The organism is Blastococcus sp. SYSU DS0539 (assembly GCF_054050855.1).
The window spans coordinates 294,548-306,005 of the sequence record NZ_JBJHAF010000002.1 but is presented as its reverse complement, the minus strand read 5'-3'; the positions used below and the strand labels follow the sequence as shown (position 1 = coordinate 306,005).

The window sequence follows — 11,458 nt, the reverse complement described above, 5'->3', positions numbered from 1 at the left end:
TCCCCGAAGGGAGCCCATCTGGTGCCGACCGTTCCGCCGACGCTCATCGAGCGGGTGCAGTACCTGCTCTGCGACGCCGACGGCAACCTCTTCCCCTCCGAGGAGCCGGCGTTCGAGGCCTCCGCCGAGGTCACCAACGCCTTCCTCGCCTCCATCGGCATCGACCGCCGGTACAGCGCGGACGAGCTGCGCCACGCCGCCACCGGCATGAACTTCCGGTCCACCGCCGCCGCGCTCGCGGCCGAGGCCGGGGTCGCGGACGTCGACGTCGAGCCGTGGGTCGCCGAGGAGCGGCGGGCCGTCACCGAGCACCTGGGCAGCACCCTGCGGCCGCACGGGCCCACGCTGGACGCGCTCGGCGCGCTGGCCGGCCCGCTGGAGCTCGCCGCGGTCAGCTCCAGCGCCCTGTCCCGGTTGGCCGCGTGCTTCACCGCCACGGGGCTGGACGAGCTGATCCCGCCCGCGCGCCGCTACAGCGCCGAGGACTCGCTGCCCGTGCCGACCAGCAAGCCCGATCCCGCCGTCTACCGGCACGCCTGCGCCGCGCTCGGCATCGCGCCCGAGCAAGGCCTGGCGGTCGAGGACGCCGTCGCCGGGGTGCGCTCGGCCGTCGGCGCCGGCTGCCCCACCGTCGGCAACCTGCTGTTCGTGCTGCCCGAGGAGCGCGCGGCGCGCGCCGAGGCCCTGCTGGCGGCCGGTGCGCTGACCGTGGTCGAGTCGTGGCAGGAGCTGGCCGACCTGGTGCTCCCCGTGCTGGCCGGCCGGCCGCGGCCCGACGACGCCCTGACCGGAGCCACCCCGTGAACATCGTCTACGTCGCCTTCCGCGGGCACTTCTCCGACAGCCCGCGCGCCCTCTACGAGCAGCTGCTGGCCCGGGGCGTCGACGCCACCCACACCTGGCTGTCCGCGCCGCACACGCAGGTCACCTTCCCGGCCGGCGTCCGGACGCTGCCCTTCGGCAGCCCCGAGTCGATCGCCGCGCTGGAGGACGCCGACCTGGTCATCTCCAACGACCACATCGAACTCGACTGGGAGAAGCGACCCGGGACCACGTACCTGCAGACGTGGCACGGCACGATGCTCAAGCGGATCCACAACGACGTGCTGTGGGCGCCCGAGGGCCGGCTCGCCTACCTGGACCAGGACATCGCCCGCTGGGACCTGCTGCTCTCACCGAACGCGGTCACCACCGAGCGGCTGCGCAAGGCCTTCGGCTACACCGGCCCGATCCACGAGACCGGGCTGCCGCGCAACGACCTGCTGAGCAGCCCGCGCCGCGAGGCCGTGCGCGCCCAGGTGCGGTCGGACCTCGGCATCGGCGAGGACCAGACGGTGGTGCTCTACACCCCCACCTGGCGGGACGACCTCGTCTTCGAGGGCAGCGGGGAGCGCGACTTCGAGTTCCCGATCGACCTCGACGAGTTCGGCGCCCGGCTGGGCGGGGACCACGTGCTGCTGCTGCGGCTGCACAACATGGTGATGAGCCGGCTGGAGATCACCGACGGGTCGGCCGTCCACGACGTCTGCAGCCACCCCGACATCCGCGACCTCTACCTGGCCGCCGACATGATGGTCACCGACTACTCGTCGACGATGTTCGACTTCGCCATCACCGGCCGACCGCTGCTCTTCTTCACCTACGACCTGGAGCGCTACCGCGACCAGCTCCGCGGCTTCTACTTCGACCTCGCCGAGGTGGCCCCCGGCCCGCTGGTGCCCACCAGCACCGAGCTGGTCGACGCCATCGCCGACATCGACGCGGTCTCCGCGGAGCACGCCGAGCGCTACGCCCGGTTCCGCGAGACCTTCTGCCACCTCGAGGACGGCGCCGCGACGCAGCGGGTCCTCGACCTGATCCTCCCGACCGCGACCGCGTCCGGGCAGACCACCAGCACGATCGCTGAAGGAGATGATGTCCGTGCGGACCGGTGACCACGTCCTCAACCCCGTCCGTCGGGGTGGCTCCCCCCTGTCGGCCCGCACGACGTCCCGACGGCTGCAGACGCCGTCGGTCCAGGTCGTGATCTTGGCCGCGGGCATGGGCACCCGGCTGGGCCGGCAGGACCCCAAGCCGCTGACCCGGCTCGACGACGGCCGCAGCATCATGCAGCGGCAGCTCGACGGCCTGCGCTCCGTCCTGGGCGCCGACGTGTCCGTGACGGCGGTGGTGGGCTACCGCAGCAAGCGGATCATGAAGGCCTCCCCCGACCTGCTGTTCACGTACAACCCCGACTACGCGGTGACCAACACGTCCAAGAGCCTGCTCCGCGGGCTGCGGACCACCCGTGAGGGCGGCGTGCTGTGGCTCAACGGCGACGTCGTGTTCGACCCGGCGGTGCTCGAGGTCGCCCTCCCCCACATGGCGGCCGACCAGAGCTTCGTCTGCGTCGACACCAGCACGGTCGCCGAGGAGGAGGTCAAGTACACCCTCGACGGCGACGGCTACATCCGGGAGCTGTCCAAGATCGTCCGCGGTGGGCTCGGCGAGGCGGTGGGGATCAACTACATCTCGTCTGCCGACAAGGCCACGCTCATCGAGCACCTCGAGGCCTGCTCGCACGAGGACTACTTCGAGCGGGGCCTGGAGACGGCGATCACCGAGCGCGGGCTGCGGGTCCGTCCGGTGGACATCTCCGCCTACGCCGCGGTCGAGGTCGACTTCGAGGGCGACCTCCAGCGGGCCAACACCCTGTTCGGGACCGACGGCCCGAACATCGTCGCCGAGGTCGGCTGACCTCCGGGGACCGTCGTCAGGCCACCGGCACCGGGTGGCCGGCGGCGGTCCCCGCGGGCGTCGCGTCCGCCTCGCGGAACCGGCGCACCGCGGCGATCCCGCCGGCCACCAGGCCCAGGCCGAGGGCCGCCAGCAGCCCGACCGCGATCCGGGCGATCGGCTGCGGCCCCGCGGAGAGCACGTTCGCCGACCACAGCACGTCGACGTCGGGCAGCCCCTGCACCAGCAGCAGCCAGCCGGTGACGACGGCCAGCAGCCCGGTCATGGCCCCGCGCCCCCGCAGCGCGGCCCGCATCCCCAGCACCGCGCAGAGCAGGGTCGCCGCGGCCGGCAGCAGCGCCGAGACGACGGCGCCGGCGTGCGAGCCGGCGGTCACCGGCGGCTCCGGGGTGGCCAGGGCGTGCCAGAGCGCCGCGAGCGCGCCCGCGGCGAGCAGGCCGCCGAGCAGCCGCGGGGTGCGGGCGAGCAGCCCGGCGGCGACCGCGGTCAGCAGCGCGGCGCCCACCAGCGGCCCCACGAGCCAGGGCGACGGCGGCGGGCTCCAGGTCAGCACGCCGGCGACCTCCGCCTCCGTGCCGCCGTGCTGCAGCGGCACGATCCACTCCGACACGACGTGCTCGCGGGACGGGTCGGCGGTGACCTGCGGCGGCAGCAGGTCCTGGCTCATCCAGTGGGTGCGGTGGTCGTGCCACACGTACTCCGGCTCCGTGGAGACCTGCGCCCACTCCGGGGTGGCGTTCGGGTCCGCGGCGCCGGGCAGCTCGGTCCGCCCGTACCGGTCGAGGTTGAGGTACGTCGCCGGGCTGTGCACATTGCGCCAGACGCCGTCGGGGCCGATCCGGAGGTAGGGCTCGCCGGAGTAACCGGGCACGAGCACCTCGGTGCCGGTGTCGTTGACCAGCTCGAGCTCGTCCCCGAACTGCAGCACGCGGACGGTGACGCCGGGCAGCTGCGGGGTCACCGAGACCACGCGGCCGTCGAAGTCGCTGCCGGCCGCCGCTCCCCCGACGTGCGCCGAGGCGGGCCCGGCCAGTGCCAGCAGCGCGAGGACGCCGGCCAGGACGGCCAACAGCCGGCCGGGCCCCCGGCTCACGCGCCCGCCACCAGCCGGAGGTCCTCGGCGATGTCGGCGGCCGTGTTCCCCGAGTTGAAGGCGACCCGCGCCTCGTTGTCGGCGCCGTACAGCAGCAGCAACGTCGAGTGCAGCCGCCCCTCGTCCTCGGCCAGCTCGACACCGGCCGACAGCTGCGCCTGCTCGATCGCGTCCTGGTCGCCGGTGAGCCCGACGAAGGAGGTCGCCAGGTCCGCGTCGAACCGGTCCAGGTACTCCCCGAGCACCTCGGGGGTGTCGGTGGCCGGGTCGGTGGTCACGAAGACCACCTGCATCCGCTCCACCAGGGCGGGGTCCAGCCCGCGCAGCGCGACCGCGACGTCCGCCATCGTGGTCGGGCAGACGTCCGGGCAATTGGTGTAACCGAAGAAGAGCAGGGTCGGGCGGCCCGCCGTGGCGGCCTTGAAGTCGTACGGCGCGCCCGTCGTGTCGGTGAGCGTGAACGTCGGCTTGCGGAAGGACTCGCGCAGGTCGATGCCGGCGTACCGGTCGTCGGGGCCCTCGGCCACGGCGGGGGCGCCCGCGGAGTGGTCGTGCGCCTCCGGGTCGCCGTCCGCCGTGCTTCCGCAGCCGGCCAGGAGCAGGCCCGTGGTCAGGAGCAGTGCCGGCACGGCCCGGCGAGGACGGCGGCGGACGGCGGAGGTCACGAGGACACGGTACGTCGGTTGGCCCGGACACCGAGGACCACACCGGCGAGCGCCACCAGCAGCGCCAGGATCGAGAGGAACAGCGCCAGCGCGCCCGGATCGTCGGTGTGCCCGCCGGCGTCGTGGCTGTCGCCGGCGGCCGCCGCGTCCTCGCCGGCCGCGCCGCCACCGGGCTGCTCGGCCACCAGGGACAGCACCGGGGCCGGGCGCTCGGGCTCGTCCTGCCCGGCGACCGTCGGCTCGATCCAGGCCGACTCATTACCGTCGCTGTACGTCTGGATCGCCGGGAAGCTCAGCCGCTCGGCGTCGGGAAAGGGCCCGCCGGAGAGCGCGAACTCCTGGAACTGGCCCGGCGCGATGCCGCCGCCCTCGTCGGCGCGGAACTCCACCACGGACACGTAGGAGCTGATCTCCTGCCCGTGCACCTGGAGCGGCTCGGCCAGGTCGGCGGTCGTGGTGGTCACCGTCCAGCCCGGCACCGGCTGGGCCCGCAGCGAGCCCATGGCGGACTCCTCGGGGATCTGGACGCGCAGGGCCACCGTGCTGGCGGTGTCGCTCTCGTTGGGCACCCGGAAGGTGAGCTTGCCGTAGCCGCCGGGAGCGGCGTCACCGGAGGAGACGGTGACGTGCGCCGAGGCGGGGGTGGCGAGCACGACGGCTGCGGCGCCGGCGGTCAGGGTGGCGAGCAGCAGCACGGCGAGCCGGTGCAGCGGGCGGGTCGGGGACACGGAACTCCTCGTCGTCGGGCGGGTGGTGCGGTCGGGGGCGTCAGCGCACCGGGAAGTCGGTGGCGGCACTGAGCGCGGTGAATTCGTCGAGCCGGACGGTGACGGTGAGCGTCCAGGTGCCGGCGCCGGGGATGGTCATCCCGTCGCCCACGAAGTGGCCGGGGCCGGCCGGCTCGAGCGCGACGTCCAGCGGGCCGATCTCCTGGCTCCGCTCCGTGAGCGCCACCCGGATCTCGGCCGGCTGGGTGAGCCGTCCGGCGTCGTCGAAGAGGTAGACGTGCAACGCGTTCTCGCCGGGGCGCGCGGGCTCGACCGACACCTGCACGCTGCCCGACGCCGCACCGGTACCGCCCTGCAGGGGCAGCACCGTCTCCACCGGCTGGGCCAGCGCGGTGCGCGCGGGCGGCGTGGCGACCAGCACCGCCGACAGGGCCAGCACGACCGCGGCCACCCCCGCCTCCAGCAGCACGGAGCGGCGCAGCGAGGGCAGGTGGTCGGCGGCGTTCTCGGCCTGCACCCGGTCCCGCTGCGCGGCGGCCGCGAGCTGCTCGGGCGCGGCGGCGTCCGGGGCGGTCGCGGCGAAGGCGTGCGCGGTGACCGAGCGGTGCCGCCGGGGCCGGCGGACGCCCAGGCGCTGCTGGACCCACACGCGGGAGACCCCGGCCGCGGCCAGGAGGAGCACGACGAGCAGCAGCTTCGCCACGAGCAGCTGCCCGTACGCCGTCGCCACCAGGGCGGTCGGGGAACCGACCTCCCGCACCGACTGGACGATGCCCGACACCACCAGCGCCACCACCGAGCCGAAGGCCAGCCGGGAGAAGCCGGGGAGGACGGCGGCCACCTCGGCCGGCGCCGTCCCCGGCCGCACGACCGCGGCCAGCAGCCCGGCGAGCCCGCCCAGCCAGATCGCCATTGCCGCCACGTGGACGGCGGCGACCAGGACCGCCAGCGCCGGCCACGGTCCGGCCACCGGGTGCCCGACCGCGGCGGTGGCGAGCACGAGGCCACCGGCCAGGGCGGCGCCCCCGGCCGTCCAGCCGGGCCCGAGCGGCGCCGTGCCGCGCCAGACGCGGCGCAGCACCACCAGCAGGGCGAGCGCCAGGACCACCCGGGCCAGCGCCGCCCAGCCGACGCCGGTGCGCACGGTGGCGCCGAGCAGCGCCGGGTCGGCGATCGCGCCGAGTCCCGTTCCGGCGGCGTAGGGGCCCTGCAGCAGTAACGTCACCAGCGCGGCGCCGGCGACCGCGACGGCGCCGCCGGTGGCCATCCGCCGCAGCCGCGCCGATCCCCGGCCGGCCGGCCAGCAGGTGAGGACGAGCACCGGGACGCCGAGGGCCAGGGCCAGCCCGGCGTACCCGGTCCAGCGCACCACCGGCAGCAGCGCGCCGACGACGGGGTCGGTGGCACCGGCCTGCTCCTGCGCGGAGGCGGTCAGCAGCTCGCCGTCGCCGACGGCGAAGGAGAAGGCCCCGGAGACGGGGTGCGAGTCGGCCGAGATCACCCGGTAGGTGACGAGGTACCCGCCGTCGGGCAGGTCGCTGCGCAGCGGGACGGTCACCTCGCCGCCGTCGACGGAGGCGGAACCGCTGTCGACCCGCTGCTGGTCGGCGCCGAGCACCCGCGCGTACCCGGCGCCCAGCGAGACGCCCTCGCTGAAGCGCAGCGTCACCTCCGCGGGCGCGGCCTCCAGGCGGGCGCCCTCCCCCGGCTCGGTGGCGACCAGCGTGGCGTGCGCGGCGGCCGGACCGGCCGTTCCGATCCCTGCCCCCAGCCAGCCGGCGACCAGCAGGAGCAGCAGGAGCGCCGACCGCCTCACGCGGTCACCCGCCGGTCGGCCAGCGCGGGCGCCGGACGCCGCCGTCGGTCCCGCCACGCCAGGGCGGCCACCAGGGCGACACCGGCCACGAGCAGCAGGTGGGCCAGCGCCCGGTCGGCGTGCACGTGCCCGGCCGCCAGGTCGGCGACGGTGACCGGCAGCAGCAGCGCGGTGAAGGACCCGAGGAACGGCAGCGCCCCCGCGGCCAGCCGCGGCCCCGCCGCGACGGCGAGGAACGCCGCGGCCACCGCCAGGTTCCACGCGCCGCTCTCCCGCGCCATGTGCACCGGAGCGCTCATCGCGCCGGCGCCGGAGACCAGCACCGGCCAGGCCAGCGCCGCCTGCGCGACCCCGACCGCGAGCAGCACCAGCCGCAGCGCCGTGTCCGCCAGACGGGCGCGCGCGGCGGCCCGCGCCCCGGGCAGCTCACGGGGCAGCGCGCCGAGGACCGCGACGGTCAGGTCGGGCACCGGCGGGGCGGGCGCCAGCCGGGCGCGGCGGGTCACCCGCTCCGCGGCGGCCGCCCAGCCCGCGCACCCGGGGCAGGCCGCCAGGTGCCCGTCGAGCTCCTCGGCGGGCATCCCCAGCGGCTCGCCGTCCAGGCGCGCGGAGAGCGCTTCGCGGCAGGTGTGGCAGGACATGGTTGATTGGTCGCCGCCGGACGCCGTCCGGTTCCCGGCACCCCGGGTGACCTGCGTGACACCCTGGCGGGGACATGGACGACCTGGCCCGCATCGCCGCGGACGCCGCCGACGGCGATCCGCTGGCCGCGGCCACCCTCGTCCGGGAGACGCAGCCCGACGTCTGGCGGCTGTGCGCCGCGCTCGGCGACCGGGAGTCCGCCGACGACCTGACCCAGGAGACCTACCTGCGGGCCTTCGGATCGCTGCACCGCTTCGAGGGCCGGTCCTCGGTGCGCACCTGGCTGCTGGCGATCGCCCGCCGCGTCTGCGCCGACGCGGTGCGCTCCCGCCGCCGGCGGCGGCTCTCGCTGGTCCGCGATGCGGCCGACCTCGAGCTGCTGTCCGCCCCGGGCGCCGGGGACGCCGTCGCCGAGGGCGCCGCGGTCACCGACCTGCTGGGCCGACTGGCGCCGGACCGGCGGGAGGCATTCGTGCTGACCCAGCTGCTGGGGCTCTCCTACGCCGAGGCCGCCGAGGTCGCCGACTGCCCCGTCGGCACCGTCCGGTCGCGGGTGGCGCGGGCGCGCGCCGACCTCGTGGCGTCCCTTGGCGGAGTGAGCGAGGAAGCCGGCCGGGGCGACGCCGCTCACAGCTGACCCCGCGGCACGCGTCGTCCACCTGCCGGACACCTATGCTGCCCGACGGTCCTCGTCCGCCCGCGCGATGGCGACCGTGCCGCAACCCTGAGACGGAGCCTCCGCGTGCCCTTCAGCCTGACGCCCAAGGACTCGAGCTTCTACCCGCTGTTCACCGCCTCGGCGCAGAACCTGGTGACGGCGACCGAGGTCCTGGGTGAGTTCGTCCACGACCACGTGCGCCGGCCCGAGCTGGCCGTGCGGCTGCGCGACCTGGAGCACACCGGCGACCAGTCCACGCACGCCATCTTCCGGGCGCTGAACACCAGCTTCGTGACCCCGTTCGACCGTGAGGACATCTACCGCCTCGCCAGCGACCTCGACGACGTCATGGACTTCGTGGAGGCCGCGGCCGACCTGGTCATCCTCACCGGCCTGGGCACCCTGCCCGCCGAGATGCACCAGCAGGTCTCCCTGCTGCAGCGCTGTGCGCACACCACCGCCGAGGCGATGCCGCGATTGAAGACGCTGAAGGACCTCTCCGACTACTGGATCGAGGTCAACCGCCTGGAGAACGAGGCGGACAAGCTCTACCGCCGGCTGCTGTCCCGCCTCTACAGCGGCGAGTTCGACGCGCTGGAGATCCTCAAGCTCAAGGAGGTCGCCGACCAACTCGAGGAGGCGGCCGACGCGTTCGAGCACGTCGCGAACGTGGTCGAGACGATCGCCGTCAAGGAGTCCTGACTCCGCATGGACCCCCGCTGATGGACGCCGCCTTCCTGGCCCTGGTCGCCATCATCCTGGTGGCCCTGGCGTTCGACTACACCAACGGCTTCCACGACGCGGCGAACGCGATCGCCGTCGCCGTCTCCACCAAGGCGCTGACGCCGCGGACGGCGCTGGCGCTGGCCGCGGTGATGAACCTGATCGGGGCGCTGCTCTCCACCGAGGTCGCCAAGACCGTCGGCGCCGGGATCATCGATCCACCCGAGGGCGGGGAGGGCCTGGAGATCGTCTTCGCCGCGTTGATCGGCGCGATCGCCTGGAACCTCGTCACCTGGTGGTTCGGCCTGCCGTCGTCGTCGTCCCACGCGCTGATCGGCGGGCTCGTCGGCGCCGCCCTCGCGGCCGCCCACTCGGTGCAGTGGATGGGCGTGTTCGAGAAGGTCATCGTCCCGATGGTCGTCTCGCCGCTGGTGGGCTTCGGGCTGGGCTACCTCTTCATGCTCGGCCTCCTGTGGAGCTTCCGGAACGCCCACGTCACCCGGGCCAACCGCGGCTTCAAGCGGGCGCAGATCGTCAGCTCGGCGACGATGGCGCTCGGGCACGGCATGCAGGACGCCCAGAAGACGATGGGCATCATCACCCTGGCGCTGTACACGGCCGGGGAGATCGACGACTTCGAGGTGCCGTTCTGGGTGGTGCTCGCCGCCGCCGGCGCGATCAGCGCGGGCACCTACGCCGGCGGGTTCCGCATCATGCGGACCATGGGCCGGCGGATCATCCAGCTCACCCCGGCCGGCGGTTTCGCCGCGCAGACCGTGGCCTCCAGCGTCATGGTGACGACCGCGACGGTCTTCGCCGTCCCGGTGTCGACGACGCACATCACCACCACGTCGATCATGGGCGTCGGCTCGACCCGGCGGCTGTCGGCGGTCCGGTGGGGCGTCGCCGGCAACATCGTCATCGCCTGGGTGGTCACGCTGCCCGCCGCCGCCGGGATCGCCGCGATCGCCTACTTCGTCACCGACTTCATCGTCGGCTGAGCGCCCGGCCCTCGGCACCGGCCCCGTCGCAGCCGCGGCGGGGCCGGTGCGTCTTGTGTGACGGGTGGTCCCAGCAGGTGGACCCGGGTTTGACGCCTAAGTGCATCGATCTGGTAGACATATCGCCGTGACACGGACGACGGCGCTCCTCCTCGTGAGCCGGCTGCACGTCGATCTGCTGCGCGTCTGCACCGCCGCCTGTCCGGGGTCCTGATCCCCCGCGCCGCTCCCGGCGCCGGCTCGACCCCCTGACAGGCCGCCCGCCGCGGCATGCGTGAGACCGGAGTCCGTTCCCCGTGAAGACCTTGATCCTGCTCGCCCTCGCGGGCCTGGGTGCCCAGCTCGTCGACGGCAGCCTCGGCATGGCCTACGGCGTCACCTCGACGACGTTGCTGCTGGCCATCGGCACCAACCCGGCCGCCGCGTCGGCGACGATCCACCTCGCGGAGATCGGGACGACGCTGGCGTCGGGGCTCTCGCACTGGAAGTTCGGCAACGTCGACTGGAAGGTCGTCGCCAAGGTCGGGCTGCCCGGTGCGGTGGGCGCCTTCGCCGGCGCGCACTTCCTGTCCGGCCTCTCCACCGAGATCGCCGCCCCGGTCATGTCGCTGATCCTGGTGTCGCTGGGCGTCTACATCCTGGTGCGGTTCACCCTGCGCGGCATCGACCGGCGCAACCTCGGCAAGCCGGTGCGCAGCCGGTTCCTGGGCCCCCTCGGCCTGGTGGCCGGCTTCATCGACGCCACCGGTGGCGGCGGCTGGGGCCCGGTCGGCACCCCCGCGCTGCTGGCCAGCGGCCGGATGGAGCCGCGCAAGGTCATCGGCTCGATCGACACCTCGGAGTTCCTGGTCGCGCTGGCCGCCAGCCTCGGCTTCCTCGTCGCGCTCGGCTCGCAGGGCATCGACCCGCTGTGGGTGGCCGGGCTGCTCGCCGGTGGCCTGGTCGCCGCCCCGATCGCCGCCTGGCTGGTCCGGCACATTCCGCCGCGACTGCTGGGCTCCCTGGTCGGCGGCATGATCGTGATCACCAACGTCCGCACGCTGCTCCGCAGCGACTGGGTCGACGCCGGGAACGCCGTCAGCGGCGTCGTCTACGCGGCCATCGCCGCCGTCTGGGTCCTGGCCGTCGTCCACTCGTACCGCCAGTACCGCAAGGACAAGGCGCTGGAGTCCGCCGACGCCGTCGCCGAGATCGCCGAGCGCAACGTGGCCGCCGACCTCCCCGCCGCCCCCGAGCAGCCGGTCGGCGCCGGCCGGCCCAGCGCCCCCCGCGACTGACGAACCCCTCGGGGTCTGGGACCAGGTGACCTGATTGTGAGTCTGGCCGGGTCGGCGCACCGGTGGTGTGCTGACGGCCGGCAGCAGTGGGCGTGACCCTTGACCTGATCGGCTTCGTG

Annotated in this window: 12 protein-coding genes; 7 read left to right on the top strand and 5 right to left on the bottom strand. The window is 74.5% G+C overall.

Going from position 1 to position 11,458, the window contains the following annotated elements:
- The first annotated feature begins 21 nt into the window (after positions 1 to 21).
- Genes ACI790_RS03695 through ACI790_RS03685 form a run of 3 tightly spaced genes read left to right on the top strand, consistent with a single transcriptional unit; the run spans position 22 to position 2,736 of the window.
- Positions 22 to 804 carry an HAD family hydrolase gene (locus tag ACI790_RS03695; RefSeq protein ID WP_456568432.1) on the top strand — a complete coding sequence of 261 codons (783 nt, stop codon included), beginning with the start codon at positions 22 to 24 and terminating at the stop codon, positions 802 to 804.
- Entirely contained in the window at positions 801 to 1,934 is a 1,134-nt protein-coding gene (locus ACI790_RS03690) for a CDP-glycerol glycerophosphotransferase family protein (RefSeq protein ID WP_456568431.1), read from the top strand. The genes ACI790_RS03695 and ACI790_RS03690 overlap by 4 nt, the downstream gene beginning before the upstream one ends.
- Positions 1,921 to 2,736 carry a phosphocholine cytidylyltransferase family protein gene (locus tag ACI790_RS03685; RefSeq protein ID WP_456568430.1) on the top strand — a complete coding sequence of 272 codons (816 nt, stop codon included), beginning with the start codon at positions 1,921 to 1,923 and terminating at the stop codon, positions 2,734 to 2,736. The genes ACI790_RS03690 and ACI790_RS03685 overlap by 14 nt, the downstream gene beginning before the upstream one ends.
- Before the next feature lie 16 nt (positions 2,737 to 2,752).
- On the opposite strand, the gene ACI790_RS03680 is transcribed toward ACI790_RS03685, so the two are convergent.
- The 5 genes from ACI790_RS03680 to ACI790_RS03660 are packed head-to-tail and all read right to left on the bottom strand — an operon-like array spanning position 2,753 to position 7,679.
- Positions 2,753 to 3,829 carry a hypothetical protein gene (locus ACI790_RS03680; RefSeq protein WP_456568429.1) on the bottom strand — a complete coding sequence of 359 codons (1,077 nt, stop codon included), beginning with the start codon at positions 3,827 to 3,829 and terminating at the stop codon, positions 2,753 to 2,755.
- The gene (locus ACI790_RS03675; RefSeq protein WP_456568428.1) at positions 3,826 to 4,494 is read right to left on the bottom strand and encodes an SCO family protein; all 669 of its coding nucleotides are present in this window, start codon (positions 4,492 to 4,494) and stop codon (positions 3,826 to 3,828) included. The genes ACI790_RS03680 and ACI790_RS03675 overlap by 4 nt, the downstream gene beginning before the upstream one ends.
- Positions 4,491 to 5,222, bottom strand: a complete 732-nt coding sequence (locus tag ACI790_RS03670; RefSeq protein WP_456568427.1) for a YcnI family copper-binding membrane protein — start codon at positions 5,220 to 5,222, stop codon at positions 4,491 to 4,493. The genes ACI790_RS03675 and ACI790_RS03670 overlap by 4 nt, the downstream gene beginning before the upstream one ends.
- Before the next feature lie 40 nt (positions 5,223 to 5,262).
- Positions 5,263 to 7,038 (bottom strand): copper resistance CopC/CopD family protein, encoded by a 1,776-nt coding sequence (locus ACI790_RS03665; protein ID WP_456568426.1) that lies wholly within the window; start codon positions 7,036 to 7,038, stop codon positions 5,263 to 5,265.
- A complete protein-coding gene (locus tag ACI790_RS03660; RefSeq protein ID WP_456568425.1) occupies positions 7,035 to 7,679 on the bottom strand; it encodes a zf-HC2 domain-containing protein in 645 nt (214 codons plus the stop codon). Before ACI790_RS03660 ends, ACI790_RS03665 begins: the two co-directional genes overlap by 4 nt.
- Positions 7,680 to 7,753: 74 nt before the next feature.
- On the opposite strand from ACI790_RS03660, the gene ACI790_RS03655 reads away from it, so the two are divergent.
- The 4 genes from ACI790_RS03655 to ACI790_RS03640 all read left to right on the top strand — a co-directional run bounded on the left by ACI790_RS03655 (position 7,754) and on the right by ACI790_RS03640 (position 11,339).
- Positions 7,754 to 8,317, top strand: coding sequence for a sigma-70 family RNA polymerase sigma factor (locus ACI790_RS03655; protein WP_456568424.1), 564 nt, complete (start codon positions 7,754 to 7,756; stop codon positions 8,315 to 8,317).
- Positions 8,318 to 8,422: 105 nt separating this feature from the next.
- The gene (locus tag ACI790_RS03650) at positions 8,423 to 9,040 is read left to right on the top strand and encodes a DUF47 domain-containing protein (RefSeq protein ID WP_456568423.1); all 618 of its coding nucleotides are present in this window, start codon (positions 8,423 to 8,425) and stop codon (positions 9,038 to 9,040) included.
- A 20-nt stretch (positions 9,041 to 9,060) separates the two neighbouring features.
- Complete coding sequence (locus tag ACI790_RS03645; protein ID WP_456568422.1) at positions 9,061 to 10,062, top strand: anion permease; 1,002 nt, start codon at positions 9,061 to 9,063, stop codon at positions 10,060 to 10,062.
- Between the two features lie 296 nt (positions 10,063 to 10,358).
- Positions 10,359 to 11,339, top strand: a complete 981-nt coding sequence (locus ACI790_RS03640) for a sulfite exporter TauE/SafE family protein (protein WP_456568421.1) — start codon at positions 10,359 to 10,361, stop codon at positions 11,337 to 11,339.
- Positions 11,340 to 11,458: the final 119 nt, after the last annotated feature.

Bases quoted from the DNA above. Each gene is read 5' to 3' on its own strand.
- ACI790_RS03660 (WP_456568425.1), bottom strand. From the start codon at position 7,679: ATGTCCTGCCACACCTGCCGCGAAGCGCTCTCCGCGCGCCTGGACGGC.
- ACI790_RS03655 (WP_456568424.1), top strand. From the start codon at position 7,754: ATGGACGACCTGGCCCGCATCGCCGCGGACGCCGCCGACGGCGATCCG.
- ACI790_RS03645 (WP_456568422.1), top strand. From the start codon at position 9,061: ATGGACGCCGCCTTCCTGGCCCTGGTCGCCATCATCCTGGTGGCCCTG.